Genomic DNA, 24,536 nt, shown 5'->3' on the forward strand with positions numbered 1-24,536 from the left:
GAGTTTCATGTCAGATATCGTAGCGAACCTGAACACGGTCAAGGCCGCAATCGCCAATGCCGAAGAGGAAGCACAGCGCGACAAGGCTTCCGTGACGCTCGTCGCCGTATCGAAAACCTTCGATGCCGAAGAAATTCGCCCGGTCCTCGACGCAGGCCAGCGCGTCTTCGGTGAAAACCGCGTGCAGGAAGCACAAGCCAAATGGCCTGGACTGCGCGACGATTATTCCGGCATCGAACTGCATCTCATCGGCCCGCTGCAATCCAACAAGGCCGCCGATGCCGTCGCCCTCTTCGATGTCATCGAAACCGTCGACCGCGAAAAGATCGCCGCAGCTCTCGCTGTCGAGATCAAAAAGCAGAACAAGGCCCCAAAGCTCTACGTGCAGGTGAATACCGGACTTGAAGAACAGAAAGCCGGCATTGCGCCGAAGGAAGCCGTCGCCTTTGTCGAGCGCTGCCGCAAGGAACACGGCCTCGCCATCGAGGGGCTGATGTGCATCCCGCCTGCGGATGAAAATCCGGGGCCGCATTTCGCGCTTCTGGAAAAGCTCGCCCGCGAGGCACAGGTCGAAAAGCTCTCCATGGGCATGTCGGGCGATTATGAAACCGCCATCGGTTTCGGCGCGACATCGGTGCGTGTCGGCTCGGCCATCTTCGGCGGACGGAGCTATGCCAACCCCACCTGAATTGTCACCCCTACTGTTTGTTCTTGTCGCATTATCCTACGCAAAACCGCTTCACACTTTTGCTGGAAATGCTCCTAATGCAGGACGATCTCGCCCTGCACATTCCTCCAGTCCGAGGGGCCAAGCAGCCGGAAATGCGTATAGCTGACCGAATGCAACGGCCCGTCGATTTCCCGATTCCAGAATTCGATGAAATGATTGAGCACCGGAAAATCGGGCGCGAGGTCATAATCCTGCCAGACGAAAAGCTGCAGCAGATGCGGGTGATCAGGCAAGTGGTAGAAAACTTTCGCCGTCGTCAGACCATAACCGGCGAGCTGGAGTTCGAAGGCTGACTTTGCGTTCAAAGCGGACGTCGTCATGGCGATTTCCCCTTTTTGTGAAGAGCCTTATTGTCAGGCTCCTGAATAGGAGATAATCACTCCAAATGGTTTTTAAACTGTAAAAACAATATATTAGCACCATTCGACAGCGAGTGCTGCCAGTTGCTATTTCTGACGATGCGTCATTGTGGATCCTAGACGCGCCGATTGTCTAATTTACCTTGCCCGCAATGGAAGGTAGACAGGGCACCCGATGGTCTCGCCTTTCACGGTGGACCGTCTCATCCGGCGGGAGGTGCCGGTCAGTTTTTGGGTGCATTTATACGAGCGGGATATCGTCCGGCTCGCGGAATGCTGAAGGAGGAAATCATGTCGGAAAAGCTTTACCCGGTCCTTGCCGAGGCAAAGAGAAACACGCTCATCGACAACGCAACCTATCTCGAATGGTATCAGGAAAGCGTGAGCGACCCGGACAGCTTTTGGGCAAAGCACGGACGGCGCATCGACTGGTTCAAGCCCTTCACCAAGGTCAAGAACACCGATTTCAACGGCGACGTATCCATCAAATGGTATGAGGACGGCGTTACCAACGTTTCCTATAACTGTATCGACCGCCACCTGAAGAGCCGTGGTGATCAGGTTGCGATCATCTGGGAAGGCGACAATCCCTATATCGACAAGAAGATCACCTATCGCGAATTGCATGAGAATGTCTGCCGCCTCGCCAATGTGCTGAAGAAGCACGGCGTTAAGAAGGGCGACCGTGTCACGATCTATCTGCCGATGATCCCGGAAGCGGCTTATGCGATGCTGGCCTGCGCGCGCATCGGCGCTGTGCATTCCGTCGTCTTCGCCGGTTTCTCACCGGAAGCACTTGCCGGTCGTATCGTCGACTGCGAATCCACTTTCGTCATCACGGCCGACGAAGGCGTGCGCGGCGGCAAGCCGGTTCCGCTGAAGGAAAACACCGATACCGCCATCGACATTGCGGCCAAGCAATATGTCATGGTCAACAAGGTTCTCACCGTGCGCCGCACCGGCGGCAAGGTAAGCTGGGGACCGGGCCGCGATCTCTGGTATCATCAGGAAGTTGCTAGCGTCGAACCGACCTGCGACCCGGAACCGATGAATGCGGAAGACCCGCTCTTCATCCTCTACACCTCCGGCTCCACCGGCAAGCCGAAGGGCGTGCTGCACACAACCGGCGGCTATCTCGTCTATGCATCGATGACGCATCAATATGTCTTCGACTATCATGACGGCGACATCTACTGGTGCACGGCGGATGTGGGCTGGGTGACAGGTCACTCCTATATCGTCTACGGCCCGCTCGCCAACGGCGCGACGACATTGATGTTCGAGGGTGTGCCCAACTTCCCCGATCAGGGACGTTTCTGGGAAGTCGTCGACAAGCATCACGTCAATATCTTCTACACTGCGCCTACGGCCATCCGCGCCCTGATGGGCGCCGGCGATGAATTCGTCACCCGCTCGTCGCGTTCGACGCTGCGCCTGCTCGGTTCGGTTGGCGAGCCGATCAACCCGGAAGCCTGGGAATGGTATTACAACGTCGTTGGTGACCAGCGGTCGCCGATTGTCGATACATGGTGGCAGACGGAAACCGGCGGCATTCTCATCACCCCGCTGCCCGGCGCAACCGACCTCAAGCCAGGTTCGGCAACACGACCGTTCTTCGGCATCAAGCCGGAACTGGTCGATAATGAAGGCGCTGTCATTGAAGGTGCGGTGGACGGTAATCTCTGCATCATCGACAGCTGGCCGGGCCAGATGCGCACGCTTTACGGCGATCACAAGCGCTTCATCGAAGCCTACTTCTCGACCTATAAGGGCAAGTACTTCACCGGCGACGGCTGCCGTCGCGACGAAGACGGTTACTACTGGATCACAGGCCGCGTCGATGACGTGCTCAACATTTCCGGCCATCGCCTCGGCACGGCAGAAATCGAATCGGCACTCGTCTCGCATCACTCGGTTTCAGAAGCCGCTGTCGTGGGCTATCCGCATCCGATCAAGGGACAGGGCATCTATTGCTACGTCACGCTGATGACCGGCGAAGCAGTTCAGGACGAAGACGCCCTGCGCAAGGAGCTGACCCAGCACGTGCGCAAGGAAATCGGTCCTATTGCCACGCCGGACAAGATCCAGTTCTCGCCGGGCCTGCCGAAAACCCGCTCGGGCAAGATCATGCGCCGCATCCTGCGCAAGATCGCCGAAGACGAGTTTGGTGCACTGGGCGATACCTCGACGCTGGCCGATCCGGGCGTCGTGGACGACCTGATCGAAAATCGCCAGAACAAGAAATAATAAAAAGCCCCGGGAAACCGGGGCTTTTTTAACAACGCGGTCTGAGAAGGCGCCCAAGTTTGATGAGATTGTCGTCCTGCTGAGACGAAAATCGTGATCTTTGAGAACCGGAGCGGAGTGTACTTAAAAGTACATGAGCACCGGAAGCGCAGAAGAGCGCGATTTGCAGGCCAGCAGGGCGACAATATCCCAAACTTATTAGAAATCGATCGACCGACCCTTGATCTCCCAATCGCCGAAACGGGCGGGGTCCTTGCCGCCGCGACCACCGATTTCGCGGGGCGCTTCGTTTGCCTTTTCGGCAGCGCGGCGCGCTTCAGCTTCCTTCAATGCGCGCTGGGCAGCAGGCGGCAGGTCTTCGAACGTGCGCTTGTCGACGTTTTGCGGGCTTTCGGTTTTTTCGCTCATCGGTCACAATCCCGTTCTCGGTTTTTGCTTCGAACATTGAAGCAAAGCCTGTTCATACCCATCATATAGGCAGAAAGGCTTGCCGTGCAAAACCCTTGCGGGTCATGCAGCCTAGGATTTGGAGACCGCCGCAGATGAATATGACAAAAACTGCCATGCTGATCGCCCTCATGACGGTCATGTTCATGAGCATCGGCTATTTGCTGGGCGGCGGCGGCGGCATGATGATTGCGCTTGTGATTGCAGTCACCATGAACCTGTTCGGCTACTGGAACTCCGACAAGATGGTGCTGCGCATGTACAATGCGCAGGAAGTGGATGAGCGCAGCGCACCGGACTATTACCGCATGGTGAGTGGGCTCGCCGCCAATGCGGGCCTTCCGATGCCGAAGGTCTACATTATCCATGAAGACCAGCCGAACGCTTTTGCCACGGGCCGCAATCCCGAAAATGCTGCCGTTGCAGCCACGACTGGCCTCCTCAACCGCCTGACGCCGGAAGAAGTCGCAGGCGTGATGGCGCACGAGCTGGCGCACGTCCAGAACCGCGACACACTGACCATGACCATCGTCGCAACGCTTGCCGGTGCCATATCCATGCTCGGCAATTTTGCCTTCTTCCTGGGCGGCAATCGCGAGAACGGCAACGGCATTATGGGTGTGGTCGGCACCATTCTCGCCATGATCGTCGCGCCCTTTGCCGCGATGATCGTGCAGATGGCCGTCAGCCGCACCCGCGAATATGCCGCCGACAAGCGCGGTGCGGAAATCTGCGGAAATCCGCTGTGGCTGTCCTCGGCGCTGGGCAAGATCGCGCGCGGCGCCAAGGCCATCCCGAACGAGGAAGCCGAACACAACCCGGCAACCGCGCATATGTTCATCATCAATCCCTTGAGCGGACGTGGTGCGGACAATCTTTTCTCGACACACCCTGATACCGATAACCGCATCGCCGCACTTGAACAGATGGCTGCCGAAATGGGCATCCGCTCCGCTGGAATGGCACCGCGTGCCGCTGCCCCTTCCCAAAGCAGCGGTCCATGGGGTAATGCAGGCGGTAACAGCAATGGCGGTTCCGGTTATCGGGGGCCGTGGTCCTAAATAAAGTAGAACAGTGTGAACGATAAAAAGCCCGCGCCGAAGCGTGGAAATAAAAAGCCGCAAATGAACACCAATGCCGCAGACCTGCGCCCCGGTCTGGCGGCGCGTTTGTGTGCGGCACGCCTTCTTGGCGCGGTAATCGAAAAGAACACCTCGCTCGACGGCCTGACCGACAATACGCACGGCCATCCGCAATATCTGGCGCTGGAGCCGCGCGACCGCGCGCTGGTTCGCGCCATTCTGGGTTCTGCGCTCCGCAATCGCGGCAGCATCGAACGCGCCATCAACAAGCGTCTGGACCGGCCATTGCCGGAAAACGCCGTGGCGCTGAAACATCTTCTGCATGTCGCCATCGCCCAGATTTTCTATCTCAATCTGCCCGATCATTCCGCCGTCGATCTGGCGGTGGAAGCGGCCAATGCCGATCCGCGCAATCGCAAATATGCCGGTCTCGTCAATGCGCTGCTGCGTCGCCTTTCGCGCAACAAGGAACGTGCTCTCGCCCACACGCTTGAGCCCGAAACCAATGTGCCGGAGTGGTTTGCCAAAAGCATCACCGACGCCTATGGCGCGGAAAAAGCAGCAGCCATTCTTGCCATGCATGCCTATGAGCCGCCGATCGATTTCACGGTCAAGGGTGACGCAAAGGCATGGGCCGAAAAGCTCGGTGGCGTCGCACTGCCCAACGGTTCGGTGCGCCTGCAAACGGTCGAAGGCAATCTCACCGACCTGCCCGGCTTTGCCGAAGGCGACTGGTGGGTGCAGGATGTGGCCGCGAGCCTGCCTGCGCGCCTGATGGGTGATATCAAGGGCAAACGGGTTGCCGATCTGTGCGCCGCCCCCGGCGGCAAGACGGCGCAGCTCGTACTTCAGGGCGCCAATGTGACCGCGCTCGACCTTTCCGAAAATCGGCTGAAGCGCCTGCGCGGCAATCTGGAACGTCTCGGCTTCGAGGCGAAGACCGTTGCCACCAATCTGATGGATTTCCAGCCGGACGAACTGTTCGATGCCGTGCTTCTGGATGCGCCCTGCTCTTCCACCGGCACTGTGCGCCGTCATCCGGATGTGCCTTGGACCAAGACGCCGCAGGACATAGCAAAGCTTGCCGAACTTCAGGGCAAACTTTTGGCGCACGCGGCCACTCTGGTCAAACCCGGCGGCGTAATCGTCTTTTCCAATTGTTCGCTGCACCCGCTCGAAGGCGAGGAAATGGCACGCAAGGCAGCGGAAAATCCGTTGCTGGAACCTTTCCCGATCACGGAGCAGGATTGCCCCAGTCTGAACGGGCTTCTGGATGGGCTGGTCACAGCAGAAGGCTTTCTGCGATCCACTCCGGCAGACTTGCCGCCGGATCGTTTTGAAGGCAATCCGCACATGGCTGGCATGGACGGCTTCTTCGCGGCCCGCTTCAAGCGCCGGGCCTGAGACCGGATATAAGCAAACAAATCGTATAATTTGCCATAACGGGTCGCGATACCCGTTATGGTTAACGCTCGATTCACCATTTCTGTACAATTGTATCAAAGGAACTGGCTGCTCGATCTGGCCAAACAATAATGACAAACGATACGGAGAAAGACCGGGTGGCAGTCGCCCTCAGCGAAACCCCACATCTTTGGGGACTGGCCGTTGCACAGGCTTGGCGCAAATTCAGCCGCCGTCTGCGCATGGGGCCGCTTTATCGCTGGCGCTTCACCGGCTTCACCCCCGACCGTATCCTGATCGCACCGCCTGATCTGCGCGTAGCAGACCCGCAATTGGCACAGGAATTCTATCATGGCCGTTTTGCGCTGGCCGGTCGTCTGGTCGAAACCGGCGGATTGTCGCCTTTCGCCGTCGAACCGCCAACGCCAGAATGGGAAGCAGCGCTTCAGAGTTTCGGCTGGCTGCGTCATTTGAAAAGCGCCAATAGCGAACTGGCAACCGCCAATGCGCGTGCGCTCGTCGATGACTGGATGCGCATGTTCGGCAAGCGGATCGGCGGCATCGCCTGGTCACCGGAAGTCACTGCCCAACGCATCATCGCCTGGCTTCAACATTCGAACCTTATTCTGTCAGGCGCCGAACTTCCCGCCTATCGCCGCTTCATGCGCTCGCTTGCCATGCAGGTGCGTTATCTGCGCACCGTTGCCGCCGCCATGGATGATGGCGAGGAACGGTTGCGCGCCCGCATCGCATTGGCATTCGCCGCTCTGGCTCTGCCTGTTTCGCCGCCGACTGCACGCGCCGCCCGGCGCAATCTCGAATATGAGCTGAAACGCCAGATCCTGCCCGATGGCGGGCATATCTCGCGCAATCCCGTTACGGTTCTGGAACTGCTGGCCGATCTTCTGCCGCTCCGCCAGACCTATGCCAACGGCACGGAAGCACCGCCCAAGGCGCTGATCGAAGCCGTCGAGCGCATGTTGCCAGCCCTGCGTTTCTTCCGTCATCAGGATGGCAGCCTTGCGCTTTTCAACGGCGTTGGCCCGACCATGCCGGAACGCATCATCTCGGTTCTCAGGCATGACGAGACTGCCGGATCGCCGCTGACCCATGCGCCCTATTCCGGCTATGAACGGCTCTCGATGGGTTCGACCACCATCATCGCCGATACCGGACTGCCGCCGCCGGTCACAGCTTCGCGGGATGCCCATGCCGGCTGCCTCGCCTTCGAAATGTCCTCCGGGCGCCAGCGCTATATCGTCAATTCCGGTATTGACCGTTTCGGTCCGCCGGAATTTCGTCCATTAGGCCGTTCCACGGCTGCGCACTCCACGGCCACCATCAACGACACCTCATCGTGCCGCTTCAGCCTCAATGCGGGTCTCTCCAACATGATCGGCACGCCGATCATTGCAGGACCAACCCGCGTGCAGCGTGACCGGATCGAGGAAATGGGACGACAGGGCTTTGTTGCCAGCCATGACGGCTATGCGCGCCTGTTCGGCATCTATCACGAACGTCGCCTTGTGCTGTCGCACAATGGCAGCGTCATTCAGGGCGCCGACCGCTTCTATCGCGGCGATGGCCGTCCGTTGAAGGCGAACGGACGCGACAATATCGCGGTGCGTTTCCATCTGCATCCATCGGTCGATATTTCCTTCGATGAGAACGGATTGATCGTTCTGTCGGCGGATCGCGACGATACCTGGGTCTTCTCCTGTTTTGAAGTTGCGCCGCAACTGGAAGATTCGATCTTCTTTGCGGGCTTCCGCGGCCCCGTGACATCGAAGCAGATCGTGCTCTCCTTCCCGGCTTCCGAATTACCGGAAGTGAACTGGCAGTTCAGCCGCGTCGCACTTGGCAGTTACGTATAATTCGCTCTCCACCCCTCCCCCTGAGGAGGCGCGGCAGCGTCGTCTCGAAGGGTCGAGGGTCAATGGGACCGAATGCGGGGCAAGAAATACCTCTTCACCGTTCTTTTCCGGCCTTTTGCGGTAGGATTCTCGGCGCGCCTGTGTTAGGGCGAGCCGTCCACTTTCCTGAACGCATCCGTTTCAGCAACGAAGAGACCAACTCCCTATGGCTGTCAGCTCCAAGCATATTCCCGCTCCCGATCTTCATCGGGTGCGCCGCGCCCTCCTTTCCGTTTCCGACAAAACCGGCCTGATCGATTTCGCCAAAGCGCTTCACGCGCAAGGTGTCGAAATCCTTTCGACCGGCGGCACCGCCAAGTCGATTGCCGCTGAAGGCATTCCGGTGAAGGATGTATCCGAAGTAACCGGCTTCCCGGAAATCATGGACGGACGCGTCAAGACGCTGCATCCGGCAGTCCATGGCGGCCTGCTCGCCGTGCGCAACGATCCGGAACACGTCGCGGCCATGGAAGAACACGGCATCGGCGGCATCGATCTTGCCGTCATCAATCTCTATCCGTTCGAGGAAGTCCGCTTCAAGGGCGGCGACTACGACACGACCGTCGAAAACATCGACATTGGTGGCCCGGCTATGATCCGCGCTTCCGCCAAGAACCATGCCTATGTCGCAACGGTCGTCGATCCTGACGATTATGCCAACGTCGTCGCTGAACTGGAAAAGCATGCGGGCTCCCTGCCGCTTGCCTTCCGCAAGAAGCTTGCCGCCAAGGCCTTCTCGCGCACGGCAGCCTATGACGCAGCCATTTCCAACTGGTTTGCCGAAGCGATCAACGAAGAAACTCCGGTCTATCGCTCGGTCGCAGGCAAGCTGCATTCCGTCATGCGCTACGGAGAAAACCCGCACCAGACGGCTGGCTTTTATCTCACTGGCGAGAAGCGCCCCGGTGTTGCCACCGCGACCCAGCTTCAGGGCAAGCAGCTCTCCTACAACAACATCAACGACACCGATGCGGCTTTCGAACTCGTCGCAGAATTCGATCCTGCCCGCACCGCAGCCGTCGCCATCATCAAGCACGCCAATCCTTGCGGCGTTGCAGAAGCAGCCACCATCAAGGAAGCTTATTTGAAGGCACTCGCCTGCGATCCGGTTTCGGCGTTCGGCGGTATTGTTGCGCTCAATAAAACGCTCGATGAGGAAGCCGCTGAAGAGATCGTAAAGATCTTCACCGAAGTCATTATCGCTCCGGATGCCACCGAAGGTGCACAGGCCATCGTTGCTGCCAAGAAGAACCTCCGTCTGCTCGTCACCGGCGGCCTGCCGGACCCGCGCGCCAAGGGCATCGCCGCCAAGACAGTCGCCGGTGGTTTGCTGGTCCAGTCGCGCGACAATGGTGTGGTCGACGATCTCGATCTCAAGGTCGTCACCAAGCGTGCGCCGACCGAAGCCGAACTCAACGATATGAAATTCGCCTTCCGCGTCGGCAAGCATGTGAAGTCGAACGCCATCGTCTATGTGAAGGACGGCGCAACGGTCGGCATCGGCGCAGGCCAGATGAGCCGCGTGGATTCAGCCCGCATCGCAGCCCGCAAGGCTGAAGACGCGGCAGAAGCCGCCGGTCTTGCAGAACCGCTCACCAAGGGCTGCGTGGTCGCTTCCGACGCGTTCTTCCCGTTTGCCGACGGTCTGCTTTCCGCCGTTCAGGCCGGTGCAACCGCGGTCATCCAGCCGGGAGGTTCCATGCGGGACGATGAAGTGATCGCCGCTGCCGACGAACATGGCATCGCCATGGTCATGACGGGGATGCGTCACTTCCGCCATTAGAGCTTTTACGCATTATCCTGCGCAAAACCGCTCCGCACTTTTGCCGGAAATGCTCTAACCCCTTATAAAAAGTATTTATCGAGGCCCCGGAACCGATCATTCCGGGGCCTCGTTTTCATTGAGTTTCATATTGTTTCGTTTAAATTCGTTTTCAGCATAGACCGGATCAACGGAGGAGCCCGCCCCATGACGCAGTTTATCGGTTCCATCGACCAGGGAACCACGAGTTCGCGTTTCATCATTTTCGACAGGCAGGGCGATATCGTCGCGAGCGACCAGCGCGAACATGAGCAGATTTATCCAAAGGCGGGCTGGGTCGAACACAATCCGATAGAAATCTGGCGCAACACACAGCACGTCATTGCCGCAGCACTCAAAAAAGCAAAACTGAAGGCAAGTGATATCGCTTCCGTCGGCATCACCAACCAGCGCGAGACCACACTGCTCTGGGACAGGAAAACCGGTGCGCCGCTCTATAATGCAATCGTCTGGATGGATACGCGCACCGACGAACTTGTTTCCCGGTACACGAAGGACGGTGGCGCAGACGAGCTGCGTGCCAAGACCGGCCTGCCGATCTCGACCTATTTCTCCGGGCTCAAGCTGCGCTGGATACTCGACAATGTTCCGGGTGCGCGCGAAAAGGCCGAAGCCGGAGACGCACTTTTCGGCACAATCGACACATGGCTGGTCTGGAACCTGACCGGTGGCACCGAGGGCGGCATCCACATCACCGATGTGACCAATGCTTCCCGCACCCAGCTGATGGATCTTTCGACGCTGCAATGGGATGAAGACATACTTCGTCTTTTCGATATTCCGTCAGCCTGCTTGCCGGAAATCCGCTCTTCAAGCGAGGTCTATGGCGAGATCACCCTGCCCTCCCTTTCCGGTGTAAAACTTGCGGGCATTCTGGGCGACCAGCAGGCAGCGCTCTTCGGTCAGGCATGTCTGGAACCGGGCGAAGCCAAGAACACCTATGGCACGGGCTGCTTCATGCTGATGAACACCGGCGAGAAACTGGTGCCCTCCAATTACGGCCTGCTGACCACGGTTGCCTACAAGCTCGACGGCGCCAAGCCGGTTTATGCGCTGGAAGGCTCCATCGCCATTACCGGCGCCCTGGTGCAATGGCTGCGCGACAATCTCGGCATCATCAAGAAAAGCAGCGACATCGAAACGCTGGCGCGCACCGTCGAGGACAATGGCGACGTCTATTTCGTTCCCGCCTTTTCCGGCCTCTTTGCACCGCATTGGCAGGATTCAGCGCGCGGTATCATTGCTGGCCTCACCCGCTTCGCCAACAAGGGGCACATTGCCCGGGCGGCCCTGGAAGCGAGCGCCTATCAGGTGCGCGAAGTGCTCGATGCGATGGTGAAGGATTCAGGCGTCGAAATCACCGAGTTGCGCGCCGATGGCGGCATGACCATCAACGAACTGCTCATGCAGTTCCAGTCCGACATTCTGGACGTGCCGGTCGTGCGCCCGAAAATTATCGAGACGACGGCGCTGGGTGCTGCCTATGCGGCCGGGCTTGCCGTCGGCTACTGGAAATCCACGCACGACATCGTGGAAAACTGGCAGGTGGGCCATCGCTGGCATCCGCGAATGCCCGTAGACGAGCGCACGCGCTTGTTCAACGCATGGGAAAAAGCGGTTCAGCGTTCACTCGGCTGGATCGAATAAAAGTCAGATTCCGGCCCGTTACTGCGGGCCGGATGTAAGCGGCTTGTCGGCGGGGTAAGGCGTTATGGCCGCCAGATAGAGCCCGACGGCGAAGAACAGCAGCAGCACTGACATGCCAAGTGCAGCCGAGCCGCTGAGCGCGGTAATTGTCGCAACCAGAAACGGTCCGAGAAAACTCGTCGCGCGCCCCGCCAGCGCATAGATGCCGAAATATCGACCCGATTCCTCCGGCTTGATGCTGCGCGCAAACCACGACCGGGACGAGGCCTGTATAGGCCCAAGCGCGACGCCGATCGTCAGCCCGTAGATGAGGAAAGCCTGTTCCGAAGCTGTCGAGAACAAGCCTTTTGCATCCGGATAGCTGACAGGCACCAGACCGAACAGCAGATAATGCGTTCCGGTGGAAACGATACCGAGCGAAGCCAGCAGCAAAAGCACCAGCGATCCGATGACGATGATCTTGGAGCCGAGCCTGATATCGAGGCGCGCCGCGACAAGGCAGCTCAGGATCGCCGACACATTGGTGATCATGCCGAAGAGGCCAATCTCGTTGATGCTCCATTGAAACAATGAAGCGGCATAACCGGCGCCGAGCGCGACAATGGCATTGAGCCCGTCCTGATAGAAAAGGCGGGCGGCCAGAAAGCGCGTGATCCCCGGATGTTCGCGCACTTCCCGCAGCGTCGATTTGAGTTCCGCCAGACCGCTGCCGATTGCCTGACGCAGCGGCTGCCCGCGCGCCTGATCGGGTGTAAACAGAAACATCGGCATGATGAAAACAAGATACCAGAGTGCCGCTATGGGGCCGGTGATGCGGGCATCTTCGCCGCTGACGGGGTCGAGGCCAAAGAGTGGCGGAAGCCCAATCAGCGTCTTGCCTGTGTCGGGTGATGCAGCCAGAAAAACCACCACGAAGATCAGCACCAGAACACCACCCAGATAGCCGAGCCCCCAGGCCAGATTGGACACCCTGCCGATCTCGCTGCGCGGGACGAGCCGCGGCATCATGGAATCGTTGAAAACGATTGAAAACTCCGCCGACACCATCGCGATACTGAAAGCCAGAAGCACCCAGAACAGGTTCGCACCGGGCACCGCAAACCAGAGCGTCATGAGTCCAACGATCTTGAGGACAGCAAAAAAGCCGATCCATGGTTTGCGGGAGCCTGTCTTGTCGGCAATCGACCCCAGAACAGGCGAAAGAACAGCGATCACAAAACCTGCGGCAGCGATACCATAGCCCCAGGCAATTTGCCCGGCTTCAGGTGTGTCGGCCATGCGGGAGATGAAGTATGGACCGAAAATGAAGGTGACAATAACCGTGAAAAATGGCTGTGCCGCCCAGTCGAAAAATATCCAGCCCCATACGCCGCGCCGCGAGGCATAGCCCCGAGCAGGCAGAACCTGATCGCTCAATTGTTTGTTCCTTCCCCCGGACAAGAAGTTGGTCCAACCATTGACCGGCCAGTCGGTTGGATACTTCGCTTTTATCAGCGGCACCATATAACCCGAAATGCTGTTTCAAAAGAAACAAAAAGGGCGACCGAAGCCGCCCTTTTGCAAGATTATGTCGTTGTTTTCTATTGCGCCAGATCGGACATCAGGCCCGCTGCAACCGCCAGTCGCGAGACTGTCAGGTCACCACCTTCCGTCAGCGCCACCATACGGTTTCTCACCTGCTCGATACGCGCACCATCGGCTGCGAACCAGGCTGCTGCCGGATCCTTGTCCTTGGCAAAACGCTTGAGCGCCGCAATGGTGATACCGCGCGCGGCCTGCGTGATCGTATCGCTTGCTCGTGACAGGGCAAGCCCGTCATAATAGTCCGTGACGGGGATGGAGCGCGCAGCTTCCTCGATGCGACCAATGCGGAAGGCTTCCGAAACACCGAAATAGGTCTTGGCGGTTACCACCCGGTCGGCACCGGCCAGATGCGCGATCAGCGCGATGTCCGGCATGATGCCTGCAAGCTGCAGATTGGCAAGACGCTGAGCCAGCTTTTCCGGTGCACCCTTTTCCACGAAAGCGGCCTTGTCGGCCTGAAGCGTGCTCTTCAGATATTCCGGCATCAGACCGTCGAAACGCGGTTCCAGTTCGGCACGTGCCCTGGTGATCGTATCCACCAGTTCCGTCAGGTTGGCGCGTGTCGTATCGTTGCGCAGCACCCAGGCCGTCGTCGCCTGCAGCATTTCGCCGACGAGATGGTAGAACTGGTTCTGCACATCGCCCGGCACCTTGCTGTCGAGTGCATCGATGGCATCATAGATCGCATCGATCTCGAAACCGTCGCGCACTGCCACATAGGCACGCACGATATCGGCAGGCGACTTGCCCGTCGTATCGGCCAGACGGCTGATGAAGGTGATACCGCCACGGTTGATGACATCGTTTGCCAGCAAAGTAGCAACGATTTCACGGCGCAGACGATGGCCGGAGATTTCCTCGGCGTAAGTCTTGGTCATGCGCTTCGGGAAATAGCCGAACAGCAGCGACTGGAAGTAAGGTTCGTCCGGAAGCTGGCTTGCCACCAGATCATCCGACAGCGACAGCTTGGCATAAGCAAGCAGAACCGCCAGTTCCGGCCGTGTCAGCGGCTGGCCTGCCTTCTGGCGTTCGGCCAGCAGCGCATCGGACGGCAGATACTCCACCTTACGGTCGAGAAGCTTGCGGTTTTCCAGCTCCGCCATGAACCGCGCCTGATAGGGCAGTTCTGCCAGACCCTGCCTTTCGCTGAGCGAAAGCGCCAGCGGCTGCAGATAATTGTTGCGCAGAACCAGTTCGGACACATCGTCGGTCATGCTGACCAGAAGCTTGTTGCGTGCCGGGCGCTTGAGATTGCCCGAACGCATGGCAGCAGCCAGAGCGATCTTGATGTTGACCTCGACGTCCGAGCAGTTGACGCCCGCCGAATTGTCGATGGCATCGGTATTACCACGACCGCCTGCCAGCGCATATTCGATGCGCCCGCGCTGGGTTGCACCGAGATTGGCGCCTTCACCAATCACACGCGCACCAACTTCCGAGCCGGTGATGCGGATCGCATCATTGGCGCGGTCGCCAACCTGCGCATCCGTTTCAGCGGAGGAGCGGATATAGGTGCCGATACCGCCGAACCAGAGGAGATCGACCTTCGATTTCAGGATCGCGGTCATGATTTCCTGCGGCGTGCCGGAGGTCTTTCCAAGGCCGATAGCTGCAGCAGCTTCTGCCGACAGGGTAATCGTCTTCTGGCTGCGACTATAGATGCCGCCGCCAACCGAAAGCTTGGAGCGGTCATAATCCTGCCAGCTCGAACGCGGCAGTTCGAACAGCCGCTTGCGTTCGGCAAAGCCGTCGGCTGGAACCGGGTTTGGATCGATGAAAATATCGCGATGGTCGAACGCAGCCACCAGCTTGATCTGTTCGGAAAGCAGCATGCCGTTGCCGAACACATCGCCCGACATATCGCCCACACCGGCAACCGTGAAAGGCTCGGTCTGGATATCCATGTCGAATTCGCGGAAATGCCGCTTCACGGCTTCCCATGCGCCGCGCGCGGTAATGCCCATGCCCTTGTGGTCATAACCGGCGGATCCGCCGGATGCGAAGGCATCGTCCAGCCAGAAATCATGTGTCTGGCTGATGGCATTGGCCGTATCGGAGAAGGTGGCCGTGCCCTTGTCGGCAGCAACGACGAAATAAGGATCGTCATTGTCATGGCGCACGACTTCCGCCGGCGGCACGACATGATTGTCCTCGATATTGTCGGTGACCGACAGAAGCGTGGAGATGAACACCTTGTAGGCATCGCGACCAGCTTCAAACACGGCATTGCGATCGCCGCCGACCGGCAGACGCTTCGGATAGAAGCCACCCTTGGCGCCAACCGGCACGATCACCGCATTCTTGACCTGCTGTGCCTTCACGAGGCCCAGCACTTCGGTGCGATAATCCTGTGCGCGGTCCGACCAGCGCAGACCACCGCGGGCAACAGCACCGAAGCGCAGATGCACGCCTTCCACTTCCGGCCCATAGACGAAGATTTCGCGATAAGGGCGCGGGTCCGGCAGGCCTTCGACCAGACGCGGATTGAGCTTGAAGGCAAAGGTGACACGCGGCTTGCCGTCGGCATCCGGCTGATAGGCATTGGTGCGCAGCGTCGCTTCGATCAGATTGCGGAAACGGCGCAAAATCTGGTCGTCGTCGATGCTCGGCACGCCAAGCAATGCGGTCTCAATAGCATCGACCAGCTTCTTTTCAGCCGCATCACGGCGCTTGGCCGATGGGTTGAAGCGCAGATCGAACAGCGAATAGAGATCGCTGGCGATTTCAGGATAACGGTTCAGTGCGGCTGCGATAAAGCCCTGCGAATAGGCGATGCCTGCCTGTTGCAGATAACGGCCATAGGAACGCAGGATCATAATCTGGCGTGCCGTCAGGCGTGCGGTCTGCACCAGCGCGTTATAGCCGTCATTGTCAGCCAGACCGTCCCAGACATTGCGGAATACATCTTCCAGCATCTCGCCATCGTCGGAAAGATCGACCGGAGCGCCGTAAGCATTCACAAGCTGCATGTCATGGACATAGACCGGAGCGCCATCTTTGCCTGCTTGCGGCAGATCAATGGTCTGTTCGCTAACAACGCGGAAACCCATGTTTTCGAGAAGCGGCACGCGCTGCGACAGAACAACCGGCGCACCGTGATGATAAAGCTTCAGCGAAACCGCATCAGGACCATCGGTACGATAGCGATAAAAGTCCACGAAAAGCGGAGCCTCTGCGCTGAGGCCAGCGATGCGCTCCGCATCGACCAGCGCTTCCGGTGCCGTGAAGATTTCGCGATAGGATGGCGGGAAGCTTGCAGCAAGCGCGACGGTCTTTGCGTCTGCACTGTCAGAGCTTTCACGAACCGCATCGTCCCATGTGCGGACAATGGCGCGCACTTCGGCTTCCAGCGCTTCGCGATCCACATGCGGTGTGGAGCGCTCATGACGGCGGATGACGAACTGAACGCGCGTCAGGCCGTTCTGCAGGAAGACCGGGTGGAATTCGAAACTGTCGCCGCCATAGATATCAACGAGATAGTGTCCGATCTTCTCGCGCACGACCGAGTCGTAACGGTCACGCGGGATATAGACCAGCACGGTCGCAAAGCGGCCAAAGCGATCGAGACGCGGAACGGCACGCACACGCGGGCGTTCGCCGAGCGCAAGGATCAGCTCGGCATTGGCCGTCAGGCTTTCCACATCGATCTGGAAAAGCTCGTCGCGCGGATATTCTTCCAGCACGTTGATGAGCGCCTTGCCCGAATGGTCCTCGCGGTTGAACCCGAGATGCTTGATGACGGCATCGGCCTTGGAGCGGATGAACGGAATGCCTGCAACCGAACTCGTATAGGCAACCGAGGTGAAGAGACCGACCAGGCGCAGTTCGCCGATGGCCTCGCCCTTCTCACCGAATATCTTCACGCCGACATAATCGAGATAGGAGCGGCGATGCACCAGCGAAAGCGAATTCGCCTTGGTGACGATCAGCGGCTCGTTGCTGTCGAGGAATTCCGTTACCTCACGCGGCGTCACCGTGTCGTCGTCATCCTTGCGCAGGACGCGGACTTCATTGTCGTTGAGAATGCCGAGCGTTTCCTTGACCGGAACCAGTTCGCGCTTGTCGCCCTTGCCCTTGAAGGTGAGTTCGCGAAGTCCGAGGAAGATGAAACGATCATCGCGCAGCCATTCCAGAAACGCGATGGCCTCCGGCATGGCCGGATCGCTCGTCATTTCATAAACGCGCTTGTAATCGGCGATAGCACCATCGAGGCGCTTCAACATCGGCTTCCAGTCGCTGACAGCGGCACGAACCTGTCCGAGCGCGCGCTTGATGGCGGCAGTCAGATCGGCCTTGACCTGCTTGTCGAGGGCTGGAAGATGAATCTGTACCAGGCTGACGCGCTCGACGCCCTTGGCAGGCGCGAGCTGCGATGCTTCGCCCAGAATGACCAGCTCGTCCTTTTCGCGCGCAATGTCCAGAACCGGATGCACGACCATGAAAATCTGGCTGACATGATCATTCAGCTCACCCATGATGGAGTCGAGCAGGAACGGCATATTGTCGTTGACGATGGTGATGACGCTCACCGGCCGACCATGGCGCTCGATACCATTATCGACGCTGATGATGCTCTTGCCCTTGCGATAGGATTCGAGGGCGGCATAGCCGTGACGGGCTGAACTGTCGAGAGCGGCAGCATCGTAAGCGGCCAGATCTTCTGGCGGCGCCCATTCGAAGAGAAGCTGCGAGAAGGCCGTAAGCGCCTTCGACTTGCCTCCCTTCTTCTCCTCCTTGCTTGCCTTGGAACCTTTAACCTTGCTCGACCGATCCTGCTTTGCAGTCACGTCGGATACTCCTGTCATGATGGCAATGCGCGCCAAACTAGCAGATTAGGCATTGGTTTCGATGGCAATTCGTTGAAAATAACGAAAAATTTCCCGGAAAGTCAGAAAGACCGCATTTAATCCATTTAATTTGGAACAAAACTTCGAAAACTTCCCGCGAAATTTCGGAATATGCCAGCGGATTTCTCCGCGCAGCTCAAAAGTGCTGCCAAAAGGGTCAAGCAGCAGCCCTGCTTCGCCTCATTTCCGACTAAAGTTGCAGATGATTCTGATAAATGAAGCGGCCTGTCAGTGCCTGAATCAAGAAGCGTCAGGCCGTGGCGAAAACGTCATTTGCAGCCCGGCATGGCGACTTTTGGAACAGACACTCAGAGCTCGATCAGGTGATCGTCCAGCTCATTGATATTGTCCGGTCCTGCCGGAAAATGCTTTTCCAGCAACACCCCGGCCTGACCAATGGCCAATACAAAACCTTCGGCCACTTGCGCGCGGGAAGCGTGATGGATGAGCGTCGCGACAATTGCATTCCATTCGTCCTGCTCGACACGCGCATGAATGCCCGCATCGGCGATCACCTCGGCATAATGTTCGGCCATCGAGACAAAGAGCAGAATGCCGGTGCGATGCTCCGTAATATGGACATTGCGCGCCAGAAACTGCTGCAGCGCATTGAGATGGGCGCGCTTGTAACGGATGCGGCGCGGCACCAGCAACATGCGAATGGCCGGAAAGAACCAGAGCACCAGCATCGCAGTCAGGAACGCCGCCAGCACCGCAAGTCCGAACATGGGCAGGCGGATATCGAACCAGTACCAATGGGCGAGAAAGGCCGCGATCACCGAAGCAATCAGGATGCCGCAAGTCGCAACAAAGCCCGCCGCAAAGAAATAGTCATCGCTCGAGCGCGCCAGAACGGCATAGATTTCGCCGCTGGTTTCTGCTTCCGCCTTGCGGATGGCCTCGGCAATGCGGGCATGGTCCTCGGCGCCAATCAGCGTGTGATGCTTCATCGTTGCGTCTCCCTACCAGCTACCCGAGGCGCCACCGCCACCGGATGAACCGCCACCACCGGAGAAACCACCGCCTCCCCCGCCGGACGACCAGCCACCGCCGCCGCCCCAGCTGCCACCACTCCTGCCGCCAGAGCTGCCGCCGCGATTGTTGTAATCGACGACCATGCCGAGCCACTGATATTTGCCCGGCCCGATCTTGCGTCCGAAAACCGGCGTCAGGATCGCCATGCCGAAGCCGCCGAAGAAGATCAGGCACCAGAAGGCGATGAAGACGACAAAAACCCAGTCGACATCATCCGAACTCGACTGCACATTGCGCTTGGCCCGCGCTTCAAGTTCGGCGGCATCGCCGGAAAGCACCGAAAGAATGCCGTCAACACCCTGTACGATGCCGTTCGAGTAATTGCCGGTACGGAATTCGGGAATGATGGTGCCATTGATGATGACGCTTGAAAGCGCGTCGGTCATGACGCCTTCGAGACCATAGCCGACCTCGATCCGCACCTTACGGTCATTGGGCGCAACCACCAGCAATATGCCGTTGTTTTCCTGTTTCTGCCCCAGCGCCCAGGCACGGAACAGACGGTTGGAATAGGTTTCGATGTCTTCGCCGTTGAGGCTCGGGACCGTCACCACGACCACCTGATCCGACGACTTCGCTTCATAATCGGCAAGTTTCTGGGTCAGTTGCTGGCGCTCTGCGGGGTCGATGATGCCCGCCGCATCCACCACACGACCGGTCAAGGCCTGTGCGGGCTTCGACGCATCCTGTGCAAGGGCCGCCGTGTGCAGCGTCAGCGCTGCGGAAAACAACAGGAAAGCGAGCGCAAGGAGATATAGCAGCCAGCCCAACCAGCCAAGACCGCGACGATCACGCGAGAGTGCTGCACCCGCCTCGAAACGCATCATGAAACGCGCCGTCAGTTGAAGTTGACTTTAGGCGCGGCCTGACTGCCTGCATCGGCACTGAAGCTCTGCATCGGCTGTGCATCGCGATACCAGATCCACGTCCAGATCATCGTCGGCATGGTGCGCAGCGCCGTGTTGTAGACGCGAACCGCCTCAATATAGTCGCGGCGTGCGACGGCGATGCGGTTTTCAGTACCTTCAAGCTGCGACTGCAATGCAAGGAAGTTCTGGTTGGCTTTCAGGTCCGGATAGCGCTCGACCACCACCATCAGGCGCGACAGCGCGCTTGTCAGATTGGCCTGATTATCCTGGAACTGCTTGAAGAGTTCCGGATTGTTGAGCGTTTCCGGCGTGATCTGCACCTGCGTCGCCTTGGCGCGCGCCTCGATCACGGCCTGCAGGGTTTCCTGTTCGTGAGCGGCATAGCCTTTCACGGTCTCGACCAGATTGGGCACGAGATCGGCGCGGCGCTGGTACTGGTTCTGCACCTCGCCCCAGGCAGCCTTCGCCTTTTCCTCATTGGTCGGGATCGTGTTGAAACCGCATGCCGATAGCAGCGGAACCATAACAGCCAGACCAAGAGCGATGAAAATACGGCGAAAAGAGAAAGAAGTGGCAACCGTCGCAGCCGACATGGACTTCTCCTGAAAAGAGCGCTTTGCCAAGCGCCGGGGAAACAAATTCATCACCCGCATATGTGCGTTCACGCAAATGCGAGCCGTCAAATCAACAAGATAACGCAATTTCGCGCATCGTCCAGCCTGATTGCAGCGCATGCACAACAGTCAAAGAAAACCGCCTGCGCACGGCGCCGCAGCGAGGTCTTTCCCGAATGGATTTCACCTTACGAATATGTTGACTTAGTCAACACAATAGATATTGATAGTGTCAACATAGGGAGACGCCGCGCCGGGGCGTAAGCAGACATGACGCAAGTAGACAATCTCGACGACATCAGTGCATTACGGGCGTTCAACCGTGTCTATACGCGCCGTCTCGGCCTGCTGAACGCCCATCTGGACAAGAGCCCGTTCACGCTGACCGAGGCGCGTATCCTCTACGAGATCGCCCATCGCACAGCACCTGCGGCGGCAGACATCATGCGAGCGCTCGGGCTCGACCGGGGCCAGTTGAGCAGAACACTGAAACGCTTCACCGAACGTGGGTTGATCGAGACGTCAGAGCATCCCGACGGAGGCCGCAGCCGTCCCATCCAACTGACCGATGCCGGTCGCAAGACATTCGGCGCACTGGAACGTAACACCTGCGACGCTGTTGGCGAACTTCTCGACGGACTGCAGCCGGATCAGCGCAGAAATCTGCTGGCAGCAGCGGGTACGATCAAGCGCATATTTGATGACGAGCACCCCAAGGATTTGCAGCTGCGCAATCTGCGGGCCGGTGATCTGGGGTGGATCATTCACCGGCAGGCAGTGCTCTATACGGACGAGTATGGCTGGAACAGCGACTATGAGGCACTCGTTGCCCGCATTCTTGCCGATTTCTCTGAAGCCTTCGATCCCACCCACGATGCGGCGTGGGTAGCTGAACTCGACGGTCGTGTGGTTGGATCGGTGTTTCTGGTCAAGGGGGACCAGCCAAAGCTTGGCAAATTGCGCCTGCTCTATGTCGAACCGGGTGCGCGCGGGGCCGGTGTCGGTGCAAAGCTCGTGAACGCCTGTATCGAACGCGCGCGCACTGTCGGCGATGAGCGCATCACTCTATGGACGAACAGTGTTCTCACGGCAGCACGGCGTCTTTACGAACGCGCCGGATTCCGGCTCATTGATGAAGCACCGCACCATTCCTTCGGCGCGGATCTCACCGGTCAGACATGGGAGCTGGACCTGAGGTAAGGCTCGACCGGCAACATCTTAGCCAGCCCATAAGACCAGCCCATAAGAAAAGCGGCGGATTGCTCCGCCGCTTTCTCAAAATGCAAGCTGCGCGAAGATTATTCGCTTGCAGCTTCTTCAGCCGGAGCAGCAGCGGCTGCGGCAGCTTCAGCGGCCTTTGCGGCAGCTTCTTCTTCAGCCTGCTTGGCCATGGCCAGACGTTCCTGAGCCTTCTTGCCCGGCTCACCCTTGGTCGGGTTGCTGCGGGTCGGACGCTTTGCAAGACCAGCCTGGTCGAGGAAGCGCAGAACGCGGTCGGTCGGCTGTGCGCCCTGTGCAATCCAATGCTGGATGCGGTCGGCATCGAGCTTCACGCGTTCAGCGTCCTTGGCCAGCATCGGGTTCCATGCGCCAACGGTTTCGATGAAGCGGCCATCACGCGGGCTGCGGACGTCGGCAACAACGATGTGGTAGTAAGGACGCTTCTTGGAGCCAGCGCGGGCCAGACGAATCTTGAGAGACATTTTTTCTTTCCTTTAGACAATTGCTTCGCCCGAGGGATGGCCGGGGCAAAACGGGTTAAACCGTAGCTACGGTTGTTGTTTTGACGCGCATCTTACCCGAAAACCGTTTCACACTTTTCGGGATGCGCTTTACTTTCCGCCGTGGTTTGCGGCGGCATGCTCATGATGCCGAATGACTTCCTTCACGATGAAGTTCAGGAATTTTTCGGCGAAATCGGGATCGAGATGGGCGTCGGTTGCCAGAGCGCGCAGACGTTCCACCTGACGTTTTTCGCGGTCCGGATCAGCCGGTGCGAGGCCGCGTTCGGCCTTGAGTACACCGACAGCCTTGGTACAGCGAAAACGTTCGGCCAGCATGTGGATCAGCGCAGCATCGATATTGTCGATGGAGGCGCGCAGTGCCAGAAGTTCAGCCGGTGCAGTGTTCTGTTCGTCGCTCATGATGCTCACTTCTTCTTCGGCAGACCTGGAAGGCCGCCACCAAGACCGGGAAGTTTCGGTCCACCCAAGCCCGGAAGACCACCGCCCGGAAGGCCCGGCAAACCGCCGCCTTTCGTCAGACCGGCTGCTTCCGCCTGCTTGGCAAGCGCTTCAAGCTGCTTGGGGTCCATCTTCGAGAGATCAGGCATGCCACCAAGGCCGCCCATACCGCCACCGAGACCACCAAGGCCCATCTTGTTGGCAAGGCCGCCCATCATCTGCTTCATCATTCCGCCCTTGCCCTTGCCCATGACTTTCATCATGTCGGCCATCTGGCGGTGCATCTTGAGAAGCTTGTTGATGTCGGCAGCAGTCGTGCCGGAACCCTTGGCAATGCGCTGCTTGCGGCTGTGCTTGAGAAGGTCGGGATTGGCGCGCTCGGCCTTGGTCATCGAGCCGATGATGGCGAGCTGGCGGTCGAACACCTTGTCGTCGAGACCAGCTGCTGCTGCCTTGTCCTTCATTCCGCCCATGCCGGGCATCATGCCCATGATGCTGCCCATGCCGCCGAGCTTTTTCATCTGGCCCAGCTGATCGGCAAGATCATTGAGATCAAACTTGCCCGACTGCATCTTCTTGGCCATCGCCGCGGCTTTTTCCGCGTCGATGTTTTCGGCAGCTTTTTCCACGAGCGAAACAATGTCGCCCATGCCGAGAATACGGTCGGCGATACGCTTCGGATAGAATTCCTCAAGCGCATCCATCTTTTCGCCGGTGGCGATCAGCTTGATCGGCTTGCCGGTGATGGCACGCATCGAAAGCGCTGCACCGCCACGGCCATCGCCATCCATACGGGTGAGAACGATACCCGTAATGCCAACGCGCTCGTCGAAATTGCGCGCCAGATTGACTGCATCCTGACCGGTCAGGCTGTCGGCGACGAGCAGGATTTCGTGCGGATTGGCGGCCTTGCGGATATCCGCCATTTCCACCATCAGCGGCTCGTCAATATGCGTGCGGCCTGCGGTATCGAGAATGACGACATCGTGTGCGCCAAGCTTTGCAGCCTGTACGGCGCGCTTGGCGATTTCGACCGGCGACTGGCCGGCGATGATCGGCAGCGTGTCGACACTGGTCTGAATACCGAGCTGGCGAAGCTGTTCCTGTGCGGCAGGACGGCGCGTATCGAGCGACGCCATCAACACCTTCTTGCGCTGGCGCTCCGTCAAACGCTTGGCGATCTTGCCGGTGGTGGTCGTCTTGCCCGACCCCTGCAGACCGACCATCATGATGACGACAGGTGCAGGCGCGTTCAGGTCAATTGCGACACCTTCGGTGCCAAGCATCTCGATAAGCTCGTCATGGACGATCTTGACGACCATCTGGCCGGGCTTGATGCTTTTCAGAATCTCTGCGCCGACGGCCTTCTCACGAACGCGGTCGGTGAAGGAGCGAACCACTTCCAGCGAAACATCAGCCTCGATCAGCGCGCGACGCACTTCGCGCAACGCCGCGGCCACGTCGGCTTCAGAAAGAGCGCCGCGTCCGGTAAGGCCGTTCAGGATGGAGCCAAGACGCTCCTGAAGTGATTCAAACATCGAATTTCCTTTTAATCCGAGAAGAGGCTTATGCTTCGTCAGGGATAAATCGTCCCGCTTATCTGCCAGTTCAAGAAGCAACCAAAGCGATACAGCACCCGAGGGCGCATCGCGCTGTCGGATGTGGACCTCCGGGATCGCTTTATACCAAATGGGTCCCGGTCGGTGGCTCGCGTTCTGAAGATCGCGGATAGATTGGAGCTGGCTTTAAGGTG

The 24,536-nt window shown here is 58.7% G+C and carries 18 protein-coding genes; 8 read left to right on the forward strand and 10 right to left on the reverse strand.

All coding sequences use genetic code 11. The annotated features are described in order from the left end of the window. The first annotated feature begins 7 nt into the window (after window positions 1–7). Window positions 8–688, forward strand: coding sequence for a YggS family pyridoxal phosphate-dependent enzyme (locus KWJ32_RS19330; RefSeq protein ID WP_040130051.1), 681 nt, complete (start codon window positions 8–10; stop codon window positions 686–688). Window positions 689–762: 74 nt separating this feature from the next. Here KWJ32_RS19330 and KWJ32_RS19335 read toward each other — a convergent pair whose 3' ends face one another. Further along, entirely contained in the window at window positions 763–1,050 is a 288-nt protein-coding gene (locus KWJ32_RS19335) for an usg protein (protein WP_006471250.1), read from the reverse strand. 330 nt (window positions 1,051–1,380) lie between these two features. Between KWJ32_RS19335 and acs the strand changes: the two genes are divergently transcribed. Then, window positions 1,381–3,336 carry an acetate--CoA ligase gene (gene acs, locus KWJ32_RS19340; RefSeq protein ID WP_010661479.1) on the forward strand — a complete coding sequence of 652 codons (1,956 nt, stop codon included), beginning with the start codon at window positions 1,381–1,383 and terminating at the stop codon, window positions 3,334–3,336. 198 nt (window positions 3,337–3,534) lie between these two features. Here the strand turns inward: acs and KWJ32_RS19345 are convergent, their stop codons facing one another. Continuing rightward, the gene (locus KWJ32_RS19345) at window positions 3,535–3,744 is read right to left on the reverse strand and encodes a DUF1674 domain-containing protein (RefSeq protein ID WP_012091251.1); all 210 of its coding nucleotides are present in this window, start codon (window positions 3,742–3,744) and stop codon (window positions 3,535–3,537) included. Between the two features lie 134 nt (window positions 3,745–3,878). Between KWJ32_RS19345 and htpX the strand changes: the two genes are divergently transcribed. The 5 genes from htpX (at window position 3,879) to glpK (ending at window position 11,651) form a co-directional block, all read left to right on the forward strand. Then, window positions 3,879–4,844: a zinc metalloprotease HtpX gene (gene htpX / locus KWJ32_RS19350; RefSeq protein WP_012091250.1), complete on the forward strand. Its 966-nt coding sequence runs from the start codon at window positions 3,879–3,881 to the stop codon at window positions 4,842–4,844. Between the two features lie 15 nt (window positions 4,845–4,859). Beyond that, the gene (locus KWJ32_RS19355) at window positions 4,860–6,269 is read left to right on the forward strand and encodes an RsmB/NOP family class I SAM-dependent RNA methyltransferase (RefSeq protein WP_040129082.1); all 1,410 of its coding nucleotides are present in this window, start codon (window positions 4,860–4,862) and stop codon (window positions 6,267–6,269) included. 131 nt (window positions 6,270–6,400) lie between these two features. Further along, the gene (locus KWJ32_RS19360) at window positions 6,401–8,143 is read left to right on the forward strand and encodes a heparinase II/III family protein (protein ID WP_010661483.1); all 1,743 of its coding nucleotides are present in this window, start codon (window positions 6,401–6,403) and stop codon (window positions 8,141–8,143) included. Window positions 8,144–8,348: 205 nt separating this feature from the next. Next, window positions 8,349–9,965, forward strand: a complete 1,617-nt coding sequence (gene purH, locus KWJ32_RS19365; protein ID WP_061347959.1) for a bifunctional phosphoribosylaminoimidazolecarboxamide formyltransferase/IMP cyclohydrolase — start codon at window positions 8,349–8,351, stop codon at window positions 9,963–9,965. Window positions 9,966–10,151: 186 nt separating this feature from the next. Next, window positions 10,152–11,651: a glycerol kinase GlpK gene (glpK, locus tag KWJ32_RS19370; protein WP_256886170.1), complete on the forward strand. Its 1,500-nt coding sequence runs from the start codon at window positions 10,152–10,154 to the stop codon at window positions 11,649–11,651. 18 nt (window positions 11,652–11,669) lie between these two features. On the opposite strand, the gene KWJ32_RS19375 is transcribed toward glpK, so the two are convergent. The 5 genes from KWJ32_RS19375 to KWJ32_RS19395 all read right to left on the reverse strand — a co-directional run bounded on the left by KWJ32_RS19375 (window position 11,670) and on the right by KWJ32_RS19395 (window position 20,579). Beyond that, window positions 11,670–13,067, reverse strand: coding sequence for an MFS transporter (locus tag KWJ32_RS19375; protein ID WP_346016087.1), 1,398 nt, complete (start codon window positions 13,065–13,067; stop codon window positions 11,670–11,672). A gap of 164 nt (window positions 13,068–13,231) precedes the next feature. After that, the gene (locus tag KWJ32_RS19380; protein WP_151610320.1) at window positions 13,232–18,022 is read right to left on the reverse strand and encodes an NAD-glutamate dehydrogenase; all 4,791 of its coding nucleotides are present in this window, start codon (window positions 18,020–18,022) and stop codon (window positions 13,232–13,234) included. 368 nt (window positions 18,023–18,390) lie between these two features. Next, on the reverse strand, window positions 18,391–19,032 hold the full coding sequence (locus tag KWJ32_RS19385) for a TPM domain-containing protein (RefSeq protein WP_012091244.1): 642 nt from the start codon (window positions 19,030–19,032) through the stop codon (window positions 18,391–18,393). A gap of 12 nt (window positions 19,033–19,044) precedes the next feature. Beyond that, window positions 19,045–19,944 (reverse strand): YgcG family protein, encoded by a 900-nt coding sequence (locus KWJ32_RS19390; protein WP_012091243.1) that lies wholly within the window; start codon window positions 19,942–19,944, stop codon window positions 19,045–19,047. 11 nt (window positions 19,945–19,955) lie between these two features. Continuing rightward, a complete protein-coding gene (locus KWJ32_RS19395) occupies window positions 19,956–20,579 on the reverse strand; it encodes a LemA family protein (RefSeq protein WP_012091242.1) in 624 nt (207 codons plus the stop codon). A 291-nt stretch (window positions 20,580–20,870) separates the two neighbouring features. Between KWJ32_RS19395 and KWJ32_RS19400 the strand changes: the two genes are divergently transcribed. Further along, on the forward strand, window positions 20,871–21,800 hold the full coding sequence (locus KWJ32_RS19400) for a helix-turn-helix domain-containing GNAT family N-acetyltransferase (protein WP_012091241.1): 930 nt from the start codon (window positions 20,871–20,873) through the stop codon (window positions 21,798–21,800). 98 nt (window positions 21,801–21,898) lie between these two features. Here KWJ32_RS19400 and rpsP read toward each other — a convergent pair whose 3' ends face one another. From rpsP to ffh, 3 genes are all read right to left on the reverse strand, one after another. After that, a complete protein-coding gene (rpsP, locus tag KWJ32_RS19405; RefSeq protein ID WP_010661492.1) occupies window positions 21,899–22,303 on the reverse strand; it encodes a 30S ribosomal protein S16 in 405 nt (134 codons plus the stop codon). Between the two features lie 129 nt (window positions 22,304–22,432). Beyond that, window positions 22,433–22,744, reverse strand: coding sequence for a chorismate mutase (locus KWJ32_RS19410; RefSeq protein ID WP_012091240.1), 312 nt, complete (start codon window positions 22,742–22,744; stop codon window positions 22,433–22,435). Between the two features lie 5 nt (window positions 22,745–22,749). Continuing rightward, a complete protein-coding gene (gene ffh / locus KWJ32_RS19415) occupies window positions 22,750–24,321 on the reverse strand; it encodes a signal recognition particle protein (protein WP_012091239.1) in 1,572 nt (523 codons plus the stop codon). Window positions 24,322–24,536 lie beyond the last annotated feature (215 nt).

The sequence above is a fragment of the Ochrobactrum sp. BTU2 genome (assembly GCF_024539785.1).
Classification (GTDB): Bacteria; Pseudomonadota; Alphaproteobacteria; order Rhizobiales; family Rhizobiaceae; genus Brucella; species Brucella anthropi.

Excerpts from the sequence above, each read along its gene's own strand:
- purH (WP_061347959.1), top strand. The coding sequence starts at position 8,349 with ATGGCTGTCAGCTCCAAGCATATTCCCGCTCCCGATCTTCATCGGGTG.
- acs (WP_010661479.1), top strand. The coding sequence starts at position 1,381 with ATGTCGGAAAAGCTTTACCCGGTCCTTGCCGAGGCAAAGAGAAACACG.
- glpK (WP_256886170.1), top strand. The coding sequence starts at position 10,152 with ATGACGCAGTTTATCGGTTCCATCGACCAGGGAACCACGAGTTCGCGT.
- KWJ32_RS19410 (WP_012091240.1), bottom strand. The coding sequence starts at position 22,744 with ATGAGCGACGAACAGAACACTGCACCGGCTGAACTTCTGGCACTGCGC.
- KWJ32_RS19360 (WP_010661483.1), top strand. The coding sequence starts at position 6,401 with ATGACAAACGATACGGAGAAAGACCGGGTGGCAGTCGCCCTCAGCGAA.
- KWJ32_RS19400 (WP_012091241.1), top strand. The coding sequence starts at position 20,871 with ATGACGCAAGTAGACAATCTCGACGACATCAGTGCATTACGGGCGTTC.
- rpsP (WP_010661492.1), bottom strand. The coding sequence starts at position 22,303 with ATGTCTCTCAAGATTCGTCTGGCCCGCGCTGGCTCCAAGAAGCGTCCT.
- ffh (WP_012091239.1), bottom strand. The coding sequence starts at position 24,321 with ATGTTTGAATCACTTCAGGAGCGTCTTGGCTCCATCCTGAACGGCCTT.
- KWJ32_RS19335 (WP_006471250.1), bottom strand. The coding sequence starts at position 1,050 with ATGACGACGTCCGCTTTGAACGCAAAGTCAGCCTTCGAACTCCAGCTC.
- KWJ32_RS19330 (WP_040130051.1), top strand. The coding sequence starts at position 8 with ATGTCAGATATCGTAGCGAACCTGAACACGGTCAAGGCCGCAATCGCC.
- KWJ32_RS19395 (WP_012091242.1), bottom strand. The coding sequence starts at position 20,579 with ATGTCGGCTGCGACGGTTGCCACTTCTTTCTCTTTTCGCCGTATTTTC.
- KWJ32_RS19385 (WP_012091244.1), bottom strand. The coding sequence starts at position 19,032 with ATGAAGCATCACACGCTGATTGGCGCCGAGGACCATGCCCGCATTGCC.
- KWJ32_RS19345 (WP_012091251.1), bottom strand. The coding sequence starts at position 3,744 with ATGAGCGAAAAAACCGAAAGCCCGCAAAACGTCGACAAGCGCACGTTC.
- htpX (WP_012091250.1), top strand. The coding sequence starts at position 3,879 with ATGAATATGACAAAAACTGCCATGCTGATCGCCCTCATGACGGTCATG.
- KWJ32_RS19390 (WP_012091243.1), bottom strand. The coding sequence starts at position 19,944 with ATGATGCGTTTCGAGGCGGGTGCAGCACTCTCGCGTGATCGTCGCGGT.